Source organism: Pseudoduganella danionis, from assembly GCF_009720775.1.
Lineage (GTDB): Bacteria > Pseudomonadota > Gammaproteobacteria > Burkholderiales > Burkholderiaceae_D > Rugamonas > Rugamonas danionis.
The window spans coordinates 43,458-67,741 of sequence record NZ_WNKW01000011.1 but is presented as its reverse complement, the minus strand read 5'-3'; the positions used below and the strand labels follow the sequence as shown (position 1 = coordinate 67,741).

18 protein-coding genes and 1 pseudogene are annotated in these 24,284 nt (G+C 54.4%); 13 read left to right on the top strand and 6 right to left on the bottom strand.

The annotated features are described in order from the left end of the window. Nucleotides 1-51 precede the first annotated feature (51 nt). Nucleotides 52-456 carry a MerR family transcriptional regulator gene (locus tag GM655_RS21745; RefSeq protein ID WP_155436765.1) on the bottom strand — a complete coding sequence of 135 codons (405 nt, stop codon included), beginning with the start codon at nt 454-456 and terminating at the stop codon, nt 52-54. Between the two features lie 111 nt (nt 457-567). Here GM655_RS21745 and GM655_RS21740 point away from each other — a divergent pair, with 111 nt between their 5' ends. The 7 genes and pseudogenes from GM655_RS21740 to GM655_RS21710 all read left to right on the top strand — a co-directional run bounded on the left by GM655_RS21740 (nt 568) and on the right by GM655_RS21710 (nt 11,518). Continuing rightward, nucleotides 568-1,764 (top strand): TolC family protein, encoded by a 1,197-nt coding sequence (locus GM655_RS21740; protein ID WP_196308826.1) that lies wholly within the window; start codon nt 568-570, stop codon nt 1,762-1,764. Nucleotides 1,765-1,767: 3 nt separating this feature from the next. Beyond that, nucleotides 1,768-2,997, top strand: coding sequence for an efflux RND transporter periplasmic adaptor subunit (locus GM655_RS21735; RefSeq protein ID WP_155436763.1), 1,230 nt, complete (start codon nt 1,768-1,770; stop codon nt 2,995-2,997). 36 nt (nt 2,998-3,033) lie between these two features. Next, the gene (locus GM655_RS21730) at nt 3,034-6,213 is read left to right on the top strand and encodes an efflux RND transporter permease subunit (protein ID WP_155436762.1); all 3,180 of its coding nucleotides are present in this window, start codon (nt 3,034-3,036) and stop codon (nt 6,211-6,213) included. A gap of 131 nt (nt 6,214-6,344) precedes the next feature. Then, the gene (locus tag GM655_RS21725; protein WP_155436761.1) at nt 6,345-7,100 is read left to right on the top strand and encodes a TIGR02391 family protein; all 756 of its coding nucleotides are present in this window, start codon (nt 6,345-6,347) and stop codon (nt 7,098-7,100) included. Nucleotides 7,101-7,322: 222 nt separating this feature from the next. Then, complete coding sequence (locus tag GM655_RS21720; protein ID WP_155436760.1) at nt 7,323-10,295, top strand: Tn3 family transposase; 2,973 nt, start codon at nt 7,323-7,325, stop codon at nt 10,293-10,295. Nucleotides 10,296-10,316: 21 nt separating this feature from the next. Continuing rightward, a pseudogene (locus GM655_RS23110) lies at nt 10,317-11,026 on the top strand (IS3 family transposase); the annotation flags it as partial. A gap of 87 nt (nt 11,027-11,113) precedes the next feature. Beyond that, nucleotides 11,114-11,518, top strand: a complete 405-nt coding sequence (locus GM655_RS21710) for a hypothetical protein (protein ID WP_155436758.1) — start codon at nt 11,114-11,116, stop codon at nt 11,516-11,518. Between the two features lie 45 nt (nt 11,519-11,563). On the opposite strand, the gene GM655_RS21705 is transcribed toward GM655_RS21710, so the two are convergent. Continuing rightward, entirely contained in the window at nt 11,564-12,046 is a 483-nt protein-coding gene (locus GM655_RS21705; RefSeq protein ID WP_196308824.1) for a hypothetical protein, read from the bottom strand. A 321-nt stretch (nt 12,047-12,367) separates the two neighbouring features. Between GM655_RS21705 and GM655_RS21700 the strand changes: the two genes are divergently transcribed. From GM655_RS21700 to GM655_RS21685, 4 genes are all read left to right on the top strand, one after another. Further along, the gene (locus tag GM655_RS21700; protein WP_155436756.1) at nt 12,368-13,432 is read left to right on the top strand and encodes a CAP domain-containing protein; all 1,065 of its coding nucleotides are present in this window, start codon (nt 12,368-12,370) and stop codon (nt 13,430-13,432) included. A 918-nt stretch (nt 13,433-14,350) separates the two neighbouring features. Continuing rightward, entirely contained in the window at nt 14,351-15,343 is a 993-nt protein-coding gene (locus GM655_RS21695) for a tyrosine-type recombinase/integrase (RefSeq protein WP_155436755.1), read from the top strand. Beyond that, nucleotides 15,321-16,181 carry a hypothetical protein gene (locus GM655_RS21690; protein WP_155436754.1) on the top strand — a complete coding sequence of 287 codons (861 nt, stop codon included), beginning with the start codon at nt 15,321-15,323 and terminating at the stop codon, nt 16,179-16,181. The genes GM655_RS21695 and GM655_RS21690 overlap by 23 nt, the downstream gene beginning before the upstream one ends. Nucleotides 16,182-17,058: 877 nt before the next feature. Beyond that, complete coding sequence (locus tag GM655_RS21685) at nt 17,059-18,429, top strand: replication initiation protein (RefSeq protein WP_371866924.1); 1,371 nt, start codon at nt 17,059-17,061, stop codon at nt 18,427-18,429. A 70-nt stretch (nt 18,430-18,499) separates the two neighbouring features. Here the strand turns inward: GM655_RS21685 and GM655_RS21680 are convergent, their stop codons facing one another. From GM655_RS21680 to GM655_RS21670, 3 genes are all read right to left on the bottom strand, one after another. After that, nucleotides 18,500-19,531, bottom strand: coding sequence for a ParB/RepB/Spo0J family partition protein (locus GM655_RS21680; RefSeq protein ID WP_155436752.1), 1,032 nt, complete (start codon nt 19,529-19,531; stop codon nt 18,500-18,502). Continuing rightward, nucleotides 19,528-20,217, bottom strand: a complete 690-nt coding sequence (locus GM655_RS21675) for an AAA family ATPase (RefSeq protein ID WP_155436751.1) — start codon at nt 20,215-20,217, stop codon at nt 19,528-19,530. Before GM655_RS21675 ends, GM655_RS21680 begins: the two co-directional genes overlap by 4 nt. A 558-nt stretch (nt 20,218-20,775) precedes the next feature. Beyond that, a complete protein-coding gene (locus GM655_RS21670; RefSeq protein WP_155436750.1) occupies nt 20,776-22,119 on the bottom strand; it encodes a competence protein CoiA family protein in 1,344 nt (447 codons plus the stop codon). A gap of 427 nt (nt 22,120-22,546) precedes the next feature. Between GM655_RS21670 and GM655_RS21665 the strand changes: the two genes are divergently transcribed. Both GM655_RS21665 and GM655_RS21660 read left to right on the top strand, forming a co-directional pair. After that, nucleotides 22,547-23,143, top strand: coding sequence for a hypothetical protein (locus tag GM655_RS21665; protein ID WP_155436749.1), 597 nt, complete (start codon nt 22,547-22,549; stop codon nt 23,141-23,143). A 100-nt stretch (nt 23,144-23,243) separates the two neighbouring features. After that, complete coding sequence (locus GM655_RS21660; RefSeq protein ID WP_155436748.1) at nt 23,244-23,816, top strand: hypothetical protein; 573 nt, start codon at nt 23,244-23,246, stop codon at nt 23,814-23,816. Nucleotides 23,817-23,895: 79 nt separating this feature from the next. On the opposite strand, the gene GM655_RS21655 is transcribed toward GM655_RS21660, so the two are convergent. Then, nucleotides 23,896-24,186: a hypothetical protein gene (locus GM655_RS21655; RefSeq protein ID WP_155436747.1), complete on the bottom strand. Its 291-nt coding sequence runs from the start codon at nt 24,184-24,186 to the stop codon at nt 23,896-23,898. Between the last annotated feature and the right edge of the window lie 98 nt (nt 24,187-24,284).

The following is a 24,284-nucleotide window of genomic DNA, read 5'->3' as shown; positions in this document are numbered from 1 at the left end:
ACCCCAAGGCTAGACCTTGAAGTAGCTTCAACGTCAAGCGAATCCGCAGAACTATGCTCTAGGCTGCAATGCGTCGATGATACGGCAATTGGCTACCGGTCCCCCCTGGCACGAAGCCAGCAAGCCGGTGAGTTGGTCTTTCAGCGCCAATAAATCGGAAATTTTCTGCTCGACGGCGCGTAAGTGTTCGGACGTCATCGCCGTCACCGTGCAGCAATCAGCGTCGCGCTGATCCGAAAACGCCAGCAGGCTACGGACTTGATCGATCGTGAAGCCGATTTCGCGCGCCCGGCGCACAAAGGCCAGCCGGTTAAGGTCCTCGGTGTCGTACAGCCGGTAGTTGCTGTCGGTGCGCGATGGCTTGGACAGCAAACCGATTTTTTCATAGTAGCGGATCGTCGCCGCCGGTGTTTGCGCGGTGCTGGCCAGCTGGCCGATCGAAAAAGATGTCGTCATGTTACTTGACCTTGAAGTGACTATAAGGTTTATAAACCTTACAAAATCACCCGTCAAGCACCCACTATGCCCCTTCGACTATCTCGTACCCTGATTCATGGAATTTTTACGGTGAGCCTGCCTCTAACCACCCTGGCGCAGGATCTGCCGCTGACGCTGCGTGAGGCAGTGGCGCACGCACAAGAGCGCGCTCCGACATTGCGTGGCGCCGATGCCGCAGCAAGGGCAGCCGACGCCGGCGTGGAGGTGGCGGGCTTGCGCCCGAATCCCACGTTGTCCATTGAAGCGGAAAATGTGCTCGGCACAGGCCGCTACAGCGGCTTTGGCGGCGCCGATCGCACTGTGTCCTTGGCCGTGCCACTGGAACTGGGCGGCAAGCGCCAGGCGCGCATCAATGTCGCACAGGCGGAGCGCGCGGCGGCCGGCATCGGACTGACCGCTGCGCGGGCCGACCTGACGCAGCGCGTGACCGAAGCGTTTGTGCGGCTGGCTGCCGCCCAGCGACGGCAGGACATTGCCCGTAGCGCCCTGGAGTGGGCCGAGCGTGCCGCCCACGCGGCCCAGGAACGTGTCCGCACCGGCAAAGCGTCCCCGATCGAGGAGCAGCGCGCGCAGGTGCTCAAGCTTGGCGCCGATACACGGTTCGGTAAAGCAGTGCGCGCACTGGCGCTCGCCCATGCCGACCTCACTCAACTGACCGGCGACGCAGCGCTCGCTATTTCGGCGTCCTGGTTCGATACGGTCGCACCGGTTGAATCCGCACCGTTCGGGCAACCGTCACTTTCCGTCGTCGCGGCGCAGGCCCAACTGGCTATCGCCAACGCGCGCGTCGATGCGGCCCGGAGAGACCGGATGCCCGATGTGACGATCACGGCCGGCACGCGCCGCTATGGCGATTCTCCCGACAAAGCGGCGGTTCTTAGCCTGTCGATACCGCTACCGCTGTTTAACAGCGGTAGCGGCGCACTGGTGCGCGCTAAGGCGCAGGCGGACCAGGCGAACGCGGAGGGCGAATCGGCGGCCATCGAGGCTCAGCAGGCGCTGGCGCACGCCGTCGCCGACGTTGCCGATGCCCGTGCGGTGGCGCAGACGGCGGCCGGCCCGGCCCTCATTGCAGCGCAGGAGGCGGCCAGGATCGCCCGGTTGGGTTACGCCGAAGGCAAATTTCCTCAGCTTGAAATGATCGAGGCGGAGCGCTCCCTTGCCGAAACGCGTGAAGCGGCGCTTGAAGCGCTGACCGACTACCACCTTGCCCAAGTCCGTCTGGCCCGGCTGCAAGGCAGCATACAACCCATCTACAAGGATTAAATCATGCAAATGCCATATCGTTTGAGCGTTTGCGGCATGTTGCTGATCCTGGCAGCGTGCTCGCGCTCTCCCAAGCCCGAAGAAGGCAAGCCCCAAGCTTCCGCCGCTGCGTCGGCCGCGCCAGCAGCAGCGCAAAAACACGCCGACAAAGACAAGGATGACGACGACAAGCCCACTGAGCGCAAAGGCGGCGAAGAAAAGGATGGCAAGGACGCCGATTTTGTAAAACTGTCGGACAGGCAGATCCTGGCCGCCCACATCGAGGTGGCGGCAGTGCGCACGGGATTCGCCGGCGCTGTCGAAGCGCCCGCCGTCATCATCGCCGACCCGCAGCATGCTGCTGTTGTCAGCAGTTCGGTCAGCGGCCGGGTAATTTCAGTGCGCAAGAATCTGGGGGAAAACGTGGCACGAGGTGATATTCTGGCCGTTATCGAAAGCCGTGAGGTGGCCCAGTTCAGCGCCGATGTGGCCTTGGCGCGTCGGCAGTTAGATTTGGCCGACGCCGCGTTTAAACGTGAAGACCGCCTGTACGCAGAAAAAGTGTCGTCGCGCCAGGAGTATGAACTGGCGCAATCGGCGCTGGACGATGCCCGCACCCGGCTGCGGCTGGCGCAGCAGCAGCTTGCCACCAGTGGCGGCGCCGAACATAGCGCCCAGCTGACACTGCGCGCACCCATCGCCGGCGTCGTCACGGCCCGCCAGGTTGCGCTCGGTGACGTGGTCGAGGCCAATGCCAAACTGTTCGAGCTGGCCAACCCAGACCTTCTTTCCGTTGAACTGTCGCTCGCGCCAAGCGATGCCTCGCGCGTAGCGCCCGGTACGCCAATTGAAGTATCGGCTGATGGCCGGTCGGGAACCGGCCATGTGGCCTTCCTGTCACGTGTTCTTGACCCGGCCACGCGCCAGATCCGGGCCATCGCTTCGCTGCCGAACAAGAATGCGCTCTGGCGCATCGGCGAGACGGTATCCGCCTCGGTGGTGCTCAAGCCCGAATCTTCCGGAGAGCAGATCGCTGTGCCGCGCGCCGCGGTTCAGACCGTCGAGGACAAACCCAGCGTGTTCGTGCGCCAGAAAGACGGCTTTGCAATCAAGCACATCGTGCTCGGCAAGGCTGCGGCCGGGTTTGTCACCGTGCTGTCAGGGCTGGACGGCTCTGAGCGCATCGCCACCAGCAACACCTTCGTTCTCAAGGCCGAGCACGGCAAGGGTGAAGCGGGAGGCGACAATGACTAAACAGCCGCATTTCGCGTGGTCGCCGGAGGTGTGGGCATGATCGCGCGGATCGTCAACGTGTCGGTACGCCACCCTTGGCAGATTTTGTTTGCCGCGCTCTTTGCTGCCGTGGTTGGCGCTTTCGCGTTGGTGCGCCTGCCGATTGATGCAGTACCTGACATAACCAACACGCAGGTCCAGATCAACGTGGTGGTGCCGGCGCTGGCCCCGGCCGACGTGGAACGACAGGTAACTTACCCGATAGAGACGGCTTTTGCCGGCATACCGGGACTGGAATCGACGCGCTCGCTGACGCGCCACGGCTTTGCCCAGGTTACGACCGTGTTCAAGGACGGCACGGACGTGTATTTTGCGCGCCAGCAGATCGCTGAGCGCCTGCGCTCGGTGGAACGCACACTCCCCACGGGGGCGACGGCCACAATGGGACCAATCGCCACTGGCCTGGGCGACGTCTACATGTGGACCGTGGAGTTCTCCAATACGCATACCGGCGCCAGCGGTGCCGGCATGGCGCCGGACGGCAGCTACACCACGCCTGCAGGTGAAATGCTGCGCACCGAAAAAGACAAGGCGACCTACCTGCGCACGGTGCAGGACTGGATCGTAGCGCCGCAACTCAAAAATACGCCCGGCCTGGCCGGCGTGGACGTGATCGGCGGCTACGTCAAGCAATACGTTGTGACGCCAGATCCGCAGCGCTTGGCGGCACTTGGCATCGGATTGTCCGAACTGGCCGAAGCACTGGAGCGTAACAACACCAGCGTCGGCGCCGGTGTGCTGGTGCAAAACGATGAGGCACTTACCATCCAGGCCGACGCTCGCCTGACCAACAGCGCCGAGTTGGCCAAGAGCGTCATCGCCACGCGCGGCGGCATGCCCGTGCTGTTATCCCAGGTGGCGCAAGTTGGTGTCGGCCAGGAGATCCGCTTCGGTTCGGCTTCGGAAGGCGGTGTCGAGGTTGTCCTCGGTACCGCCGTGATGCGCATTGGAGAAAACAGCCGCACGGTCGCAGCGGCCGTCGACGCCCGCTTGAAGGAAATTGCCCGCTCGCTGCCGCCTGGTATCGTCATCAAGCCGGTGCTCAATCGGACACGCCTGGTCGATTCAACGATCAACACCGTCGCTAAGAACCTCACCGAGGGCGCCTTGCTGGTCATCGCCGTGCTGTTCGCGCTGCTGGGCAACCTGCGCGCGGCGCTAATTGCCGCCGCCGTCATCCCCGTGACGATGCTGCTCACGTCGGCCGGCATGCTGCAGATGGGCTTGTCCGCAAACCTGATGAGCCTTGGCGCGCTCGACTTCGGCCTGATCGTCGATGGCGCGGTCATCATCGTGGAAAACGTGCTGCGCCGCCTGGCCGAGCAGCAGCATGCCAACGGCGCAATACTGACCCGTGCGCAGCGCCTGGAGGTGGTCGGCGCTGCGGCGCGCGAAATGATCCGACCGAGCGTCTACGGACAGGCCATCATCATTCTGGTGTATGTGCCGCTGTTGACCTTCCAGGGCGTTGAGGGCCGCATGTTCACACCGATGGCGATCACGGTGATCCTGGCATTGCTGTTCGCGTTCCTGCTGTCTCTCACCGTCGTGCCCGCCGCGATCGCGCTGTGGCTCTCCCGCCCGATCAACCACGCCGACAACAAGCTGGTATCAGCAATCGGCAAACTGTATGTCCCCTGGCTGGACCGAGTTATGCCGCGCCCCATGTTGACCGCTGGTCTGGCCACGGCCGCTTTTGTCGGCGCGATCGCTTTGTTTCACACGCTGGGGCAGGAATTTCTGCCGACACTAGATGAGCATGACGTCCTGCTGGAGATAGTTCGTATTCCGGGCACATCTCTGGATCAAAGCCAGGCAATGCAGTTTGAAGTAGAAAAGGCGGTGAGCAAGGTGCCGGAAGTAGAACTGGCATTTTCGCGCACCGGTACGGCCGAACTGGCGTCCGACCCGATGCCGCCGAATCAGGCCGACACCTTTGTGACCATCAAGGATCGCTCCCAGTGGCCAGACCCATCGCTGAGCAAGAGCGAACTGATAGAGAAGATCGAACGCGCTCTGGCGGATATTCCTGGGCAGAATTACGAGTTGACCCAGCCAATCCAGATGCGCTTCAACGAATTGCTTGCCGGCGTGCGCGGCGATATTGCCATCAAGGTCTACGGCGACGATTTTGCATCCATGCTCAAAGTGGCCGACAAAGTCGCCGACCAGCTGCGCGCAATTGAGGGCGCGACGGGCGTACGCGTGGAGCAAGTACAAGGCATGCCACGGCTTGACGCCCAGCTCGATCGCGATGCGATGGCCCGTGTCGGGCTCACGGCAAAGGACGTATTCGATACGCTGGCTGTGGCTGTGGCGGGTCGCGAGGCTGGCCAGATCTATGAGGGAGACCGCCGGTTCGATGTGGTGGTGCGCCTTACTGACAGCGCGCGCAACGATATCGAGGCGCTACGCCAGCTGCCCGTGCTGACACCTGCCGGCAAGTTTGTCCCGCTTGGTGCGGTTGCTCGGCTGGAATTGGCCAAAGGAGCAGGCCAGATCAGCCGCGAGAACGGCAAGCGGCGCGTGGTCGTGCAGGCGAACGTGCGCGGCCGTGATATCGCCAGCGTGGTCAAGGATGCACAGGCAGCGATCGATGCCAAGGTACCTCGTCCTCCGGGCGTCTGGCTGACATGGGGCGGCCAGTTCGAAAATCTGGAGCGCGCCCGCCTGCGGTTGGCCGTGGTGGTGCCAGCCTGTTTCTTGCTGATCGTTGGCGTCCTGTATTCGGCAGTGGGCTCCTGGCGCGCGGCGGCGGTGGTCTTCACCGGCGTGCCGCTGGCCTTGATCGGCGGCGTGCTGGCACTCTGGCTGCGTGGCTTGCCGTTCTCCATTTCTGCCGCAGTCGGTTTCATCGCGCTCTCTGGCGTGGCCGTCCTGAACGGGCTCGTGATGGTTGGCGCGATCGACGAATTGGCCAAGACGCAGCCTTGGAAGGATGCGGTGCGCCTTGGGGCGTTGCGCCGCCTGCGGCCGGTGCTGATGACGGCGCTGGTGGCGTCGCTCGGTTTCGTGCCGATGGCCTTGGCCAACGGCGCCGGCGCCGAGGTGCAGCGCCCGCTGGCGACGGTTGTGATCGGCGGTCTCCTCTCGACCACGCTGCTTACGCTCTTGGTGCTGCCCGCGCTCTACGCCAGGTTCGGCAAGCCAGTGCGGCAAGGCGACGCTGTACACTGATTTCAAATCTGCAATTAAATAATCGTTTTTGTGCAAAATGGCCGATTTCTAATGATTTTTGAGTCGCAATAATCGTTCTTGGGTAGGATCGGCCGGATTTATGTGCGGGTACAGGCGGTTGTCGTCTGTCCATGAAAATCAGCCACACGGAGGTGTTGATGCGCTCGTTAGCGGAGGAAATCCCCGATATCCAGGTTTTGCTGGCCTTGGCGCCGGAGGAGTTGGCCTACACGGTGCTGCGCCTGGGAAGCCTCAATGATCAGAATGGTCTGTTCCACCCAGCCTCATTCGAAGCGCAGCCGAACGGGCCACGGTATCCCCAAGAGCGGGCTGCGCAAGCCGCAGTTGCACTTGGGGAGGCGTTGGCGTGGCTGACGGTGAACATCCTCGTCATGCCGGCGCCGGGCATCAACGGGAACAACGGCCATTTGATGATCACGCGCCGCGGACGCGAAGCCCTGCAGCGGCAGGCATTTGACCAGTACCGGCAGGCTGCCGCTTTCCCCAAGACACTGCTGCATCCCCTGATCGCTGACCAGGTGTGGCTGAATCTCGCCCGCGGCGACTATGCCACTGCCGTCTTTCTGGCATTCCGGGCTGTTGAAGAAGCAGTCAGGGAGGCTGGGGGCTTCCGGCCAGAAGACATAGGTACCCGCCTCATGTTCAATGCGTTTAGCCCCGCCAACGGCCCATTGACCGATCAGAACCCCAACGCGCCCGCCGCCGAGAAGGAGGCGCTGGCCAGCTTATTCGCCGGCGCCATCGGATCGTACAAGAACCCGCACTCGCATCGTACCGTCGCGATCGTCGACCCGGCAGAGGCACAGGAGATGGTACTGCTGGCGTCGCACCTACTGAGGATCGTTGACGCACGGCGGCGCCATTAGCGGCGCAGCTGATGAACCGAATGCAGGTCACAGGTGAGCCGATCAAGGTCACGGTTGAGCCGTTCTAGCTCACCCGTGAGCTAGTTGAGGTCACGCCTCGCGAAGTTGCGCTACAGGACGTTCTCTGCACCTGTTTTTACGCATTTATTTGTTGACAGGAAGGTATCGTCGGGTCAAGCTTTATATTGTTCAATTAACCATGCTAAGCGAACTGCGCGATCGATGACCAGCGTTCACGAAACGGCTTACCCAAGGCTAAAACCTGAGGTCACGGACCAGGAACTGGTGGCCATCTACACGCCTTCGCGTTCCGAAATCGAGCACATCTTTTCGCTGTACAGGCAAGCATCTCACCGTACATGGTGCATCATCCAGTTGATGCTGCTAAAACGGCTCGGGTACTTTGTGCCGCCCACCACCGTGTCTCCTGACATCATCAGGCACATTTGCGATCGGTCTGATCTGCGCGTGCCACCACGTCGGGCGCTCAGCCAATATGACCAGTCCGGCAGCAAGACCATACACCAGCGACGCATCAGGGATTACGTCGGCTTGCGCTTGATGACAGCCGTTGATGAGCGCTGGCTTGGACGGCTGGCCGAACAGACGGCGCAGACCAAGCAGGAGCTGCCAGATATCATCAACGTCATGCTCGAGGAGCTGGTGCAGCGGCGCATGGAGCTCCCCGGCTTCACGTACTTGTTCAAGCTTGCCCGCAAATGCCGGGCGAGCGTGAACGACGGCATTTACAAGCGCGTCACGGGCGCCTTGTCACAGGAGGTCGTCGACCGCTTTGAGTCGATGCTCAACGCCGGTGGCAACCAGAGCGGCTGGGATGGTCTAAAACGCGAACCGAAGCAGCCTAATGTGCGCGAGGTGGTCGACTTTTTAGCCCACATCGACAACATGCTGGTCTTGTCGACCGGATTGCCGCAGCTTGATGACATTGCGGCGACCAAGCGCGAACAGCTGGTGTTGGAAGCGCGGGCGATGGACGCGGCGGAAATGCGCCGGATGAAACCCATCAAGCGATATGCGCTCATGGCGTTGCTGATCCAGGGGCAGCTGCAAAAAGCGATCGACGATATCGCCGAGATTTTTATCAAGACGGTGCGCAGCCTACACAACGGCGCCGAAGAAAGGCTACGCCAGTACCACCTGCAGCATTCGGAACAGATCGAGCGTCTCATTGGTCAGTTCCGGGAGGTGCTTACCGTTTTGAATGAAGACGCCAGCGAAGCGGAGCGCGTCGCGCGGGTGGAGAGCGCACTCAATGGCGATCTCGAATCGTGGATACTTGAGTGCGATGAGCACATGGCATACGCCGGCAACAATTATTATCCGTTCATGCTAGTTGGCTATGTCAGCAAGCGCAGCCTGTTGTTCAAGTGCCTTGAGGCGATGAGCCTGAAATCCAGTTCGCAAGACGACGGTTTGCTGGCAGCCATCGCCATCATTCAGAAGCACCGTTCCAGCCATAAAGAGCTCCTGCCATTGAAGGAGGACGAGCTGCCCGAACTGGCGCTGGACTGGATCTCGGATAAATGGCGCAAGTTGGTATTTGAGCGCACGGGCCCCGACGAGCCGATGCGTATCAACCGCAAATACTTTGAACTGGCCGTCCTGAGCGAGGTGATGGACGAGCTGAAATCGGGCGATCTGTATGTTGAGCACAGCGGCGACTACGACGATTATCGTAATCATCTCGTCAGCTGGGAGGAGTACGAGCAAGACGTCGGAACCTACGGCGAAATGCTGGGCCTGCCGGTGGAAACACAAGCCTTCATCGATCAGCTGCGCAGCAAACTGTCAACGCTGGCCAGCGAAGTTGACCAGCACTTCCCGGAGAACGAGCACGCAGATATTGACCACACCGGCATCATCATCCGTAAAATGGACCGCCCGAAGCCGCCACCAGAACTGGAAGCTGTCGATCAGGTGCTAACTACGCAGATGAATCAGGCCAGCATATTGGACGTGCTGACCGAAACCGAAAAATGGCTCGACCTGCATAAGCTGTTCGGACCGCTATCTGGCTTCGAGGCGAAGGTAGATGATCCGCGCAAGCGTTTCATCACTACGTTGTTCTGTTACGGCTGCAACCTTGGCGCAACGCAGACCGCGCGCTCAGTGAAGGGGCTGAGCCGCAAGCAGGTTGCATGGCTGAACCTCAAGCACGTCACCGAGCAGAGGCTGGATAAAGCGATCGTCAAGGTCATCAACGCTTACAATCGTTTCGCCTTGCCGCGCTACTGGGGCTCGGGCAAGAGCGCCTCGGCCGACGGCACCAAGTGGAACATTTACGAGGCGAACCTGCTGTCGGAATACCATATCCGGTACGGCGGCTACGGCGGCATCGGCTACTATCACGTCTCAGACAAATATATCGCGCTGTTCAGCCATTTCATCCCATGCGGGGTCTATGAGGCCGTCTACATTCTCGATGGCCTGATCAACAATCAGTCCGATATCCAGCCAGACACGGTGCACGGCGATACGCAGGCGCAGAGCACGCCGGTCTTTGGTCTGGCGTCGCTTTTGGGGATTGATCTCATGCCACGCATCAGGAACATCAAGGACCTGGTGTTCTTCAAAGCCGGCAGGGGAGACCAGTACGAGCATATCGGCAGCCTGTTCCGAGGCACGATCGACTGGGAACTGATTGGCAGGCACCTGAAAGACATGCTGCGCGTCGTGATTTCCATCAAAGCTGGCAAGATCGCGCCGTCGACGATCCTGCGGCGCCTCGGCACGGCCAGCAGGAAGAACCGCCTGTACTATGCGTTTCGCGAATTGGGGCGAGTACACCGCACCATGTTCCTGCTGAAATACATCAATGATGCAGAGCTGCGCCGCACGATCAACGCCGCGACCAATAAGAGCGAAGAATTCAACGACTTCATCAAGTGGCTATTCTTTGGCGGGGACGGCATTATTGCCGAAAACGTGCGGCACGAGCAGCGCAAGGTGATCAAATACAACCAGCTTGTCGCCAACATGGTCATCCTTCACAACGTGCATGAGATGACCAGACTGTTGAAGGAGATCCAGTCGAAAGGGTATGAGCTAACGGAAGAGGTGCTACGCGGGTTGGGACCGTACCGCAAAGGGCATATCAATCGCTTTGGCGAGTATGTGCTTGATTTGGACAAGGAGGTGGAGCCGATGAACTATAAGGTCGAATTCTCGCAATAAATCATAGAGTTAAGACACTTTCTGCGAAAAAATCCGCAATCCCGGCCGACCCTCAAATACACAAGGGAGTTCCGTGCCGAGGCCGTCAAGCTGGTGCTGGAACAAGCGATGACGCTGGAGGAAGCCGGTGCACGTCTGGCACTGCCCAAAGGGACATTGGCGAACTGGGTGAGCGCAGCAAAGCGTGGTGATGGTGCCACTGTAGCCCCTGGCGGGCGCAGTGGGAGCGAGTTGGAAGCCGAGGTGGCGCGGCTGCGCAAGGAACTGGCCAATGTGAATGTTGAGGTGGAAATATTAAAAAAAGCCGCGTACTTTGCACGGGAGTCGCTGCCAGGTACGCGCAAATGAAATCGATGCGGCCCGAGTACCCGGTGGAGCGCCTGTGCCAGGCGTTCGAGGTGTCGCGTAGCGGCTTCTAGGCGTGGTTGAATGGCGTGCCATCTCCCCGTGGACAGGAGGACGCAGTGCTGAAGGTGGCCATTCAGGCCGTGCATCGTCAAAGCCGCGAGACCTATGGCACTCGGCGTGTCCAGCCCGAGCTGCACGCGTAAGACTTCGTCGTCGGTTGTGACCGTATTGCGCGACTGTGCCGCGAATTGGGCCTGCGCTGCAAGCAGCGGCGCAAGTTCCGCACCACGACCAACTCTAATCACAGCCTGCCAGTCGCCGCCAACCTGCTCGACCAGCATTTCGCGCCAACGGCACCAAATGAAGTCTGGGTGACGGACATACCCCTTGCTCACCGATGAGGTTCAGCGTCAACTTGAACAACTCGCGGAGTAGCAAGTTAAGCAGCGATGGAATGAGAGGGAAGCACTATGTTCGCCAAGAAGCCGCAACTGAACAACGATAGTATCTGGAGCACCGATTTTTCGGCCGAGTCGCGCCGTAAGGCCATAGCTCGGATTCCAGCTATGCGCGTACGTATGCCCTGTGTCGCCGGCGCTGAAACAGTTGGTCGTGGTGTCTGGATGACCGACGTATCTGGTATGGACTCGCGCTCTGTCAAGCATTGGCTGCGTGGTGGCTTCTCAGTACGAATCCTCTGGTGGAGGGTCGCATCGGCAGTATTGATGCGGTGGCACGGTGGTTCGATGGAGCATGCGATGTATGATTTTCATCGGATGCATCACGGTGTAACCTTCCTCCTGCTTGAGTTCGCACGGGACTACAAGGCGATCGTGTTGCGAGTGGCTGGTCACCTCGCTCCCTCGCGAGTTTGATCACGTGTGAAAGAGAAATGGCGCCTTCGGCGCCATTTTCAATTTCTAGTTGAGGAAGTCTGCGAGATTGACCTTCCAGTTTGTTCCGCAGACCTCCTTAGTCGTCGCGTTGTATTGGCATGCCCCTGTATCCTTCCCTGGCGGTATGTAGCCGCCTGTACCACCAAGCGCCGTCGCTCCTGCCTGAAGTTGTTCTGCAGCTCGTGCAATGTCGCCGCTGAAAGCCACAGTACCAGAGGTCAGTACGTTGCCATTCGAGAGCGGCGACAGAACGACCAGCATCCCGTCCGCACCGGTCGGAGTTCCTGCAGCCAGAATTTGCCGTACGATTGCTACATATCGTCCATTGATCATGTTGATCTGCAATCCACTCGGCCAGACGCCTTTGGCCTTGATGTTGGTCGCGTCGAAGGCGCACGTATGATTCGTAGCACCAACCGATACCGTCCAGCCTGATTCATCCTCGACAATATTAATTAAGCAGTGGATCACGGCCTTACAAAAGATCGCCCGCCATTGTGGCTTCAATATCTGTTCGATTGGCCATGAAAAATTGAGCGACAACTTGCTGAAAGCCGGTTAGTTGCTCGCCAGTTGCCCGACCTATAGTTTGACTGGTGCCCTGCACCTTCAACTTTATGCAAGCAGCGAGCGCAAGCACACGACAGCTTTACTGGGTTCGGTTTTCTAGAATTTTCTTGTGGGCTAATAGCTAACAATGCTGATTTCCGTATAGCTGGATCTCGCTTGCATTGGTACCTCGTGGCTAGATACTACCCATATACCACCGTCGTTTTACCCGCCGCTCGTGGTAGAGAAAAATCTACTTTTAACTTAAGGAATATTCACATGAAATCCACCATCAAACATTCGCTTTCGTTGCTTGCGCTATCGAGCTTAACCGCTTGTGGTGGTGGCGGTTCAAACACTGGCAGCTCAACTAAGCCAGCTGTTCAACCGCCGATTATGGTTATCACTCCGACCGTAACGCCGGCAGATATTCAGCAAGCTGTTCCCTCTCTCTCTTATGCGGATTCGTCGCAGGAATTTGCTTTCGTTACAGCGTATAACAATTTTCGATCGGCGATGGGCTTGGGGTTGTTGACTCAAAGCGCGCCTTTGGATAAGGCCGCAAGAAATCACCTATCGTATGTAATGTCGAACAGTAGCATCAATGGTGGAACTGTTGATATGAGCTCGATTAACCCGATCTATAACATTCCAAATTTCCACATTGAAGACCCATCCAAGGCTAGCTTTACCGGAATCCGTGTTGCTGATAGGGTTAATTTTACTGGTTATGTAAATACAGCTGCCATTGAGGAGGGAAGCTATGGCGCTGGCGCGGGTGCAACTGCGGCCGTTAAGACCTTACTCGCAACGATCTACCATCGGCAGGGTTTCATGAACCAAGGAATCCGTGATATTGGCGTAGCAGTTGGGGCTGATTTAGCCCAGACGACAATTATCAATCTCGGCTTTGGCGTGAAGTCACAGAGCAATTCTAGCGATTACGTCGGAGTGTATCCTGCAGATAAGCAGACGCTGGTCCCACTATTCGCATCTCCAGAAGCCCCCAACCCTTATACCGAGATTAGTGATGTACTCAATGATACGCATCGTCGTACGACCTATCCTGTAAGTATCGCAATCAAGGAGGGATTGAGTTTGGCGATCGAGTCTTTCACCATCACCGAGGCTGGTCACACTCAGGCCATCAAGGCTCGCATTTTTACAAGTGCGAATGACAAGGCAATCTCCTCCTCAAATGCTTTTGTAGTTGGCTATGAGCCATTTAAGTCGAACACGACCTACATGGTATCTTTCAAGGGGACGGCAAATGGTACAGCCATCAGCAAGAACTGGACCTTTACTACTGCTGCTTCCTGCTTAAACGTATTTACTTGCAATTAGGGCTAGTGATTGATAACAACCCGCATTGGCGGGTTGTTATCTTTACAAATGGCATAGTAGCCCACCACGCATTCATCAGTTTGACTGAGGTATAGGATGTTGGGATCGACTGGATGTGGACGTGTAATCACAAGCGTCCCGATATGGGCCTCGGCGACTCCACGCCAAAACAGAAATCGGCGCTTGCCAAATAATCTCTACTTTTAACTCGCGTTAAAAAACGCAGGGACTACCACTGGGTACTCTACTGCTTTCACTATGACGTCATAATTAGCTCAAGAAAGGCATGGGGCTGCTGGATTTTCGCACGTAGTTGCACAGTTTTTTGCGAGAATATTGAGTAAATTCCCATAGAAACAATGACATAGTTTGCTCGTCTTTAGAATCTCAGTTTCAAATTGATGGGATCTTTGCGGTAAGCCTCTAATTAAGAATTCTCAAAACGTTTGATCTCACTTCTTGCGACGCATTGGTCCGTTGCCTTTCTATTCCGCAGCAATTCTCCGTTGGTTTTCGCGCCCAGAGCATGCGGCCGCCCCCTACGATGCGAATGTTCGCGTTTGTATGCTTGCTCATGCCCACCTCTTTCCAGCACTCTCCTTCCAGCTAGTTCGAATTGGCTTAGGAAAATCAGCTAAATTCAACTAACCAACGGTTATAAAAATACCGTCAAAACCCTGCTTAGGCCGCTGACTTCGGATACAAACCCCGGCACTGCCTCGTGCCAGCCCTCTGCGCGGCAACAAGAAAGCAAAGAGAACAAAGAGAATGAAGAAAGTCAAAAGCGTCTACAAAGGGACGGCCTCAGAATTCAGCGGCTTGCACCTATCAAAAGCACACGTAAAATGTCGGTTAGTTGAATACCGCCTGTAATGGCGTCGAATTCGTGGCCAATGTGGCTACCAGCCGAGAAAACACATGAACTCTGTAATCGAACATTGGGACGCTGACCCCATCGCCTGCTTTGGCAAATTCGTCGAGACGATTGAATTCGTTCGCACCGGCTCTCGCCCTGCAGATCAAACACGCGAAACACCCATGCGGGCGGAGGGGGCAAAGGTCTACAAGTTCATGTTCGGTAAATTCGCCCGCTGGTTGGCCAGCCGCGGCGTGCCCTTCTCCAAAGCCACGCATTACGACCTGCTGATGTTTCTGGAACTGGGGAGCGTCGTAGGCAATACCCAGGTCCAAGACCTCAATAGCAAAATCTCGTACCGATACCTTCGCCTGATCGAGCGTTGCTACCACCACTTGAAGATCGCACCAAATCCGGCGCGACATGCAATATTCGGCGCCTTGAAGCAGCAGCGCTATTTCAAAGACACGGCAATGGTGGCTCTCAATGCTGGTGAAATAGAACGCTTCATGGCAGCCCTACCCTACTCCCTTGCGCCTGCAGAATGGCGCCGGCGGCGCGATCGCGCTATCCAGCTCACGATGCTGTTCGCTGGCTTGCGTGTGTCGGAAGTCCTTGGGCTGTTGGTGGATGAAATCAGCCTACAGGCCGAACTGGACGGTTCGCACAAAATCGAACTGACCCCACAGCAGAAGCATTCCACCAGCTACGAGCACACGACGATCCTCCGGCCACCAGCGGTCAAGGATGTACTCGCGTGGCTTGATGAACGCAGCCGCTTACAAATCCCGGGCTCTCTCGCGTTCCCTGCACCCAGTGGCAAGCGCCTCAATGCAACGACGGTCTATCTGCAGGTGAAATCGACGCTGGCCAGCGCCAAGATCGACGTCAAGCGTTCCGGCGGCCGCACGCTGCGCAACACTTACGCAGTGCAGGAAATCACTCTCGGAACCGAGAAGCCTACGCTCACCAAGCAGCTCGGCCTTGCCCTTGAGCGCTCGACCGATACCTACATCAACGCGAAGCGCCAAAATGAAAATCCAGACCATACATGACGTGCTCCGAGCAGCTGGTCTTGAACCATTATCGAAGGCGCAGCTCGTAGCCATTGCTCAGTCACCGTTAGGAAAAAAATTCGAGGCCGCCCTCCTCGCCTTTGGCGCTGGCCAAACGCCCGCACGCCAAGTGCTTTCACTCGTCTCCACGGCGCACATGCCGGCAATCCGATCAAAGTTGCGTGCCATGGGCTTCGAATTTGACCAGGTGCAAATCGCCACACTCCTCCTCGATCACGGTCAATCGGTCATCACCATGATCGACCGGGCAATGACTGATCCGCGGGAGAGGCAATTCTTCCTCGCATTTATGGCCGGCTTGGGCTTTCAGCCAACCCCTGAAGGCACAGATCCGAATGCCCCGCCCTATTACAGCTTCAAGATTTTCGGTCAATCGGCAGCACTAACAATTAGCGAGGCTCGAACGCGCAAGACAAACCTGTTCACCGTACAGGTTGATGGCGCGCGTGGCCTGACAGCAGCTGGCCGCACGACGTACGACTGGCAGAGCAAGTTGGTCTTTCAGTTGTCACCAGCGGAGATGTACCAGCTGCTTGCGGTTCTTGAACGCAAACTACCGGCCGTGAAGTTCACTGGCCACGGGCCAGCGCACGATAAGTTCATGGACTGCAAGGTGCAGGACGGCGGCTTCTTTATTCGAATGGGGCAGACTGGGAGACCGATCATTCCAGTACCGATAGTTCCGGCCGATGCTGTGCGAATCATTAGCCTTCTGTACAAGCAGATACTGGCAAACGACACGCATTTATGTGCCTCAGATCTTCAGCAGCTAATATCCTCCATGGCATCCATGATGTCGACCAGCACAAGCACCTAGTACCTGACGGCGTTTCCTGCCAATTATGCGGCCAACAAAAACAGTGACCTTACGCATACAGTCAGAACTAACGAGCCTCCAAAACTCCATGGCAAAGTCACGCTTTTTGTACCGGTGAATCACAAAGTTATGTTTTTGAGGCGCGCAAGCAGGTCAAAGTCACTGTTTTTGTAAGAAATTTGTGAATACTCACTCTCATTGAAGCCCGCATTAACATGGAAAGGTCACTAAATTTGTAGTAGTTCTGGCGCCAGACAATAGAATTCCCGCGAGCTTCACAAGCTATACCCAACGAATCACAACAAATTTAGTGACCTTTTCAATTTAAACCGAGAAAAAAACAGGTGTATAACCGCCGTTCTTCAAATCCAACAACAAATCTAGTGACCTTTCAGTCCTCAAATGCTGGCCACGCACTGATGACCTAATACCAATATTTTTAAAAAGTACATTTCTAAGGCTGAAACTTATCAAAAATTCACCTTTTGGCGTTCATTTTTAGCGACAACAAATACAGTGTCTTTGGCCTACAAATATAGTGACCTTCGTATTCCCAGAATCGGAACCCCACAACAAATACAGTGACCTTGCGCTGCAGAAAATGACCTATCTCTACAAATCTAGTGACCTTGCTCATCGTAAACGTGACCTTTCTTCACTAAGTCCTTGTTTTATAAAGAAAGCCGATTCCTCTGTATGTATGTTTTGTTTTTAAAAAAAACTAACTTACTTGCAAAATTCTGTGGATAACACAAAAGACTCAGAACATTAAATTCGCGAATCAGACACAAAGTCACTGTTTGTGTTTTGACACGGTGACTATTTCCAGTCACTATCTGTCACTATGAATCTGACGAACACAACCAAGGATCGAACTGTGAACGACGACCGACAACTAGCACTAATGCTGTTTGACTCTCTTTCACAGCAAAGCAAAAGCATTACCAGTGCACCTACCAGTCTCGGGTATCGTCGCAATAACGCCTTGGTTCAAATCGTTGATTTGTCACTGGCAGGCCGCCGATTGCTCGATGTTGCTTATTTCATCGTAGCTACTGAAAGCGAAGTAAAAAAGACCTATTCAATTGAACTGGGTCTGTTTAAGTGGTTGCTTGGCACAACAAGCGATAACCGGGCGCACATCAAACGTCTGATTCGCGAGGCGCAAATGGCTGCTATTGAACTCAATGGCACTGAAATCCAATCCGATAACACGTATCCATGGGGTTCTATTCCATTGATGGGGACAGCACGCATAAGCAATGGTCGGTTTATCTTCGATCTAGCTGAGGAACTGCAATTGGTCATTCGTGACCCACGTGCTACGCACTTTTTAGCGCTTCGATATGTGTTCAAATCGGTCTACACAAAAATTTTGTATGACCGCCTGCAGCCCTACATGCAAGAAGGTGCAACACCTTGGTTTGGGTTAGAAACACTCCGGATATGGTTGGAGTGCAACAAAAAAACGTACGAGTTGTTCAAACACTTCAGATCACGCGTTCTCGACGTTGCGATCGCTGAAATCCACGAGGTGACTGGTCTAGAAATCACTATGGTCACTCAAAATGTACCAGGTTCTAAAAAGGTAAATGAAGTTCGTTTTGTGTGGGACGAAAACAATCGTGCCGACGAACAAAAGGCTGCCCTGGTTATTCTGAAAACACTATATGAGACGCTCAGGAACGAGATTGGGTTAAGCCACGCTGATATCGATGAAATCATCAAGGACCGAGCTCGTTATTCTGATGAAGTAATCCAGCAAGCCATTGACTACACTCGCCATGCTGCTGCTGCCGGCAAGATTAAGATTCGGGTCAGTGGTTACTTTATGAAAGCATTACGCGAAGGCTACATCATAGGGACTCTGGATCAAGATCTGCGCCAGCGTAAAGCGATAGCTGCAGCAGATAGTCAGGCAGGCGCCGACGCGAAAGAAGTACGAGAAAAGTCGGCAGATAGAGAATTCACAGCCAAGCAGAAACGTGACGCAAACGCCGGCTGGGATGCCTTCGAAGCAATGTCAGCCGAGGACCAAAATAAGTTAGCCCGAGCATTTGCAAACCTATCTACTTCCGCCCTATTTGCCACCAGACTTGGTATTGAAACTCATGAGCTGATTGACCACCTGCAAGAGCCAATCGTGCATCAGAGTTTCGGCGCCTTCGTGACACTCCAGCTTCAGCAACAAAAGAAGGCAGCCAAGATGAACAAAGGCCCTGGACTATTTGCTGCCGACAACTCCTAATCTAACAAATAAAACGGAGTCGATTTTTTAGAACCGACTCCGTTTTTATATGGTCACTAAAATTGTAGGACTATTCTGTCAGGCCAAAGCGATCGCGTAGTTCTGCGATTAGCTTCTGGCGCTCTACGGCATCGATGATCTTTACATCGAAAGATACTCGACCCGAATCCCACGTTTTCATAGATCCGATATCACGACCGTCGCGCGTAATCTTATATGCACGCGACGTTTCTTTCTGCTTACGCGCAGTTTTTGGTTTCTCGTAAATTTCACGTGCGTCGGTGATCGTTTTGCGACTCACCTCCCCTGCCAAGATCCCTTGTGTCAATTCGATAGCTTTTTCAATCGGTGCCGATTCAGCGAACAGCTTCAATTCATATAGCAAACTAACTTTGAACTGTACGGGGTTCTCACGCACAATTGCCAAGATGGGTTCTGGCAATCCCAAAATAGCCATTGTTTTATTGATCGATGGCAGTGAATAGCCGGTTACTTCTGCGATTTCGGTTTCACTGGAATACACGCCTTTATCAATCAGGTTGCGCCACGCCAATGCATTATCGAGCGCAGTTTCTTCTTCGCGATCATGATTCTCACGGAAGCTTTTAGCGTATAGCTCTTGGTCGGTCATCGGCGGATAAACAACCAGCAGCATTGGACGACCAAGGCGCTTGAGAGCTTTCCAGCGATAGTGGCCAGCGATCAGAATTACCTTATCGCCTACAGCCACCGCTGAGCCCGGCGTTTCTTGTCCATTGGCGCCAATACTGGTCGCCAGTTCATTCACTCGCTCTGGCCGATAGATGTGCCGCGCATTAAAGGGATTCGGTTCAATTTGATCGAGTGGAACTTCACGCAGTACTCCACCACCAGCGACCAAGACCGGTGCGGCTGTTGTAGCTTGTGCAGCAGGCACTGTCGCATGAATTGTTTCGACAGGAGTACTCTGTGTCGTGGCTTCCTCTTGAGGCTGAGAGGCAGGAAGCACTGGATTGAGTTCCGCCCTAGCAGCGGCGTGTGCAAACCGATTATTCAAAGTGGGCGCAGACGAGACTGCAGAGCGCATCCGCTGAGATAAATCCTGTTTTTTAATCTTGTTCATTTCTTAGCTGCCTTGGGTTTTTTGAGATTCAGACCAACTTGGTTCGCCAGTTCATAGGCAACCGCCTCGATTTCATTTTTTGCGACAGATGCACCAAAGGCTCCTACAGAACATCCGTAAGCCTGGCACTCTGGGTAAGCATTCCGCATGCCGACCTTAGAATTCATGATTGGGAGTTTGCTGTCCTCTTTAAGGGAGTCAAGGCAAGTATCAAACACTTTTCCTTTTCGCATCACACTTAAAAGGTACGTCGCGCCCAGCACTTCGTTAGGACGTTCGTCGCGTGCTTTAATAATAAGATCTTCAGCTATCTTCGATGCCCATACGTTATCAAGAACAGGGATGACGGGGATCACGGCGTAATCAGCAATCAGAAGCGATGTCCACGGTACTGGCGATTCAATCGCCGGTGGGCAATCCACTAGGATGACATCGTACTTATCTACTAGCTGCTCAACTTTGTGAATGAAGTTCTTACCGAGCGGCGCAAAATTCAGCACTTCAGCTGGGAATGGAGCTTCAGCAGTTGCTTGCAAGCTCCATAACTTGGCCGTGTTTTGTGGGTCCATGTCGATAATGCAAACCTTCAATCCAAGCATGCCCCAAGTACCACCAACCTGCATGGTAGTCATCGTTTTTGCACAACCGCCCTTCTGGTTGAATATCGTCACAATCTTGGCAGTCATCCCATCCTCACTTTCACCGGTGAAAGCGGCATACCGTTACGCCGCGATAAAGCAACATCATATGTTATTTTTTATTTTTACGCAAATAATAAAAATTATGTTCGCAAAATTACTCGCAGAAATTTCGGTGCAGAATTCTTCTTATTGCATACAGACTTTCACCGGTGAAAGTGATTTCTTCTATTGGACTTTAAATGTCGTCTATAGTTCATACTGGGTATCAACTCCATCGGCGTTTTCACCGGTGAAAGTGGTGCAATATTGAATCGATGAGGCGAAAATAAGTCCTGTTGTCTGAGTCGAAGACGGAAATGTCAGAGTCTTGAGTCAAGGTAGATGCGAAGGCCTGACACATTCAAATAGAACACAATCGCGTATCGAATATTACATATTCGGCGTGTCAAATTTACGCATCGCTACTGATCACTTTCACCGGTGAAAGTGGACGAAATTGGGCTATCGAAAACAGGACCGAGTAGTGCGCAATAGCCTTCAATGTTCTCTCCAAACACGTAATGACAAGCCACTTTCACCGGTGAAAGTGGCTCAAGAGAGGTATCAAATACTCTTCAGCAGCTTTTGCTTAAACAGGGCAGTAGCCCCCTCAACTTGGAATGTTAATCGAGGCATAGCCTGTCCCACGTCACGCATACTGAGGTTGGCAAAAGGCGAACTGGCATCCAAGAACACGAAATTATCGCCCTGTATAGCGGAACAGCATGGGCAAGTATTCGCCCAATACTTCCCACCATAAGCGCGAGAACTTGCATACTTAATTGAACTAGGTGCTGGTGACGGTGGCGCAGTTTCGGCAAAGGGGACGCCAGGCCACCAGTACGCCAAAATATCCGCAGTGCATTTATAGCACGACACCACTGCCCCTACATAGGGATCATTAGGTAGTAGTTGACCGCGCTTATTCGCAACTGCCTTAATTGTCCTCGCTTGATCTCTGCAGTCCGGGCATAGGGTGTCTTTCAATCGTTCTTGCGTCGGCTTCCAGTAGTACGGATCATTAATAATGTCCTTGGCATCTAACTCTATCCATGCAACCCGAAGTGCTTCGCCCTTCACTTGATCCACAGCGTGTGTATTGATCACTTCGATTGCTAGAACCGCACTATCTCCCCTGTAGGCCATTACATCACAGCGAAACGCACCCTCCTGCACTTCATTCACTGCGCGATCAAAGGCTCTACTACCGAGCACAGTATCGAACTGCGTTCGACACTTGCGACACGTACATGACAAACGCAACTCCTTAGCTGAGCGAGTCATTTCATTAATCACCTGTGCCACGAGTTCCTTTGCAATTTGATGGAGCACGGATTCACCATCACAATGAGATCCAACCTTGTGAGCGAAGTGGCGGACCCGGAGATCGCCAGCTTTAAGTGTTAGCGGTGCGGCACAACTTAAACAATGGTACCGCTCCGTCGAATCAGCATCATTTGCACATACAAGAACACCATGTGAGTTGATCCCGTATGGCACGGCCAGTCCCTCAACCTCACGGGGCCGAGTAGCCAAGAATCTCTGTGGAGGTGGCGAAGATATCGGTGGTGAAGGATGCTTTCTGCGGCCACCCTTCAAACGTAAGTAAGCATCTGCGTCATCAATCGTTGCCTGAAGTTGCCCGGGTAATTTCGCATTGCGCATGGAATACGGATCAGGTATGCCTGCCTGTTTTCGAATGTCTGTAAGTGTGAGCAAAGCTCGATGGCGAGTGATGCCTTCTCGACTGTGATTGTCATGAATGATGTGATTAATTTCTTCACCTGAGATGCCGATCTCTAGCATTTTAAGTCGCTGAAACTCCAACTCTTTATGCAAGCTATCAGGGATAAAGCTAACAAGACTCAGCAACGCTCGAAATTTGAATTTTTCATCTGCTACATTCATTTATCACACCATGAATTCGGGACACATGATCGCCGTGAGGGAGGGGAGGCGTGCTTGACACTATAGACTAGCCGACCAGGTTGGAGTTCGGCTATTCCATGAAATTAAGGTAACAAAACGTTTTCACTTTCACAGGTGAAAGCTGCGCTGCAATTAACTGCGATCCCTAGATTGATGCGCTGGGATCACAGCAATTTCTTTAAGCCATGATACCGCTGTGGTACTATATGACGGTCGCCATGCGGCATATCCCTTCATTACCGTCTAGCTGAGTCAACGATTCAGTTATGCACAGCATCCTTTAGCTGGCCTGTATTTCCAACGCCGATTCTCGGCATTCGCTCTTCGATCACCATCTCATGCTGGTGCGTCGCTAAGTACTTCACCTCAATGAGCTCGCCAGCTCACAATCAATAAGGATCTCATCATGATTAATGCAATCTATGCGGATATGCTCGCCATCATCAATAAACATCAGTTCGAAGTCGCCAAGTTGTACCCAGTAGATCTGATCTGTGATCGCAGTCGGCTGGAGGCTAGTGCGACTCCAGGTGCATCTATCGCATGGTGCGTGGGCAATACCCACACCCACATCGTGTTTCTTGGACTAGAGCCTGAAAATAATGAGATGGTTCATTGCTTTACAAATCTCAGTGCCGGCGACAAGTTCTACCTGATCAAAATCGGACAGAGCGACTACTCCTTCAAGGAGGTGGATCGCAAGCAGTTCGCCGACCTAGCCAGTACCAGAATCCCGTACCGCATGCTGGGTACGGCGAGCGATTTCACGCTGTACAAAGATTCATGTCGTCTTGCTCGCTGCGTCACTCAACGCCACGGCAGTTACGAGAATGTCGTTTTCAAATCCAAGATCACTGCGTTCGAATCGCTACATAAACTTGATCGGTACGCGGTCGAGTTGTGGTGTAACCGCAAGATCAGCGAGGCCAGTGGTTCGGTGTTCAGCAAGCGCGAACTCGACTGGCAAGAATCAGGGCAGGCGTTCCAGCTCCAAGCTGCGTAACTCCACATCGCAACATCGATTCAATCAGCAGTACTTACAACACCCACCAATACGGCGGCCAGCTCCGCCCGAAGGGTAGGGCGGCCGCAAGGAAGCTGACATGCAAACTCATATTCAAACACCTACTCATATCGCTCCGAATCTGGGCGATTATTACTATCCCGAGGATTACTCTACCGCTGGCAATTCCCTGATCTTTGATCGTTATGCCAACAGCGTCATGCGAAGCTGCTTGTCCAAACTCATCGGCGTGGAAGTACGCGGTATTCGCGACACAGAGGATGATCAGGCAGATTACTCGTTCGATGACACTCATCCGCTGATCTTCTCGGTCTTCGTGACGGCTCGCGATGGGGGAGGGGAGCGCGTCGGAGATTTCTCTTCCTATGCCGATGCTCGATATTTTGCGTCTGAACTGGGTATGGAATATTACTTACCGGTCCACGACGCGATCCAGGTGCAGTACGAACGGTATGCGAAATTCCATTTCGTAGAATACCGGGCTGATGATCTAGTGGATGCATATCCACTTTCCAACGGCCGTACTGTATTTCGACGACTGGCACCAAACGGTTCCAAGGTCGTCTTCATGATGGATCGAAATACATTATCTGAAGCAGAGTTCGAAGAATTCCATCGACTTCTTCGGCGCAGTTCGGCAGGCTTGAACTGACCACTTCAATTGTTAATGCCACCCAAGACCCGCAAGGTCTATGGGTGGCATTTTTTTTGTCTAGTCGAAGTAGGGGAGATTACGCTTCCTGAATCAGCACTTCGATTTCGACGGCACCAGCAAGTAACCTGTTCAACTCGTCGTTAAGTTTGTCCCGGCGATCTTGCGTGACGTTTTGATGGGCGTTAGCAAATTCCTTCAGCGAATCACTCGAAACTCTTCCTCGCCAAGATGGCCATGGATCGACGGGAGATAAGTTGTCTTGAAGCATCTTTTTCAACTCAGCACCGTTCCACCAGAATGCGAGCACTTCGCCAGTGGATTGTCCATTTTGATCTAGGCCAGTCAGATGTACATCTAATACCGTCATAACAAAATCCCTTCAATGGGAAAAGTGAGTCAGAAAAACACGAAAAACGACTACAAAAAAATGGCGTCTCAGAGGTCGTGACAACACTCTATCAGTTC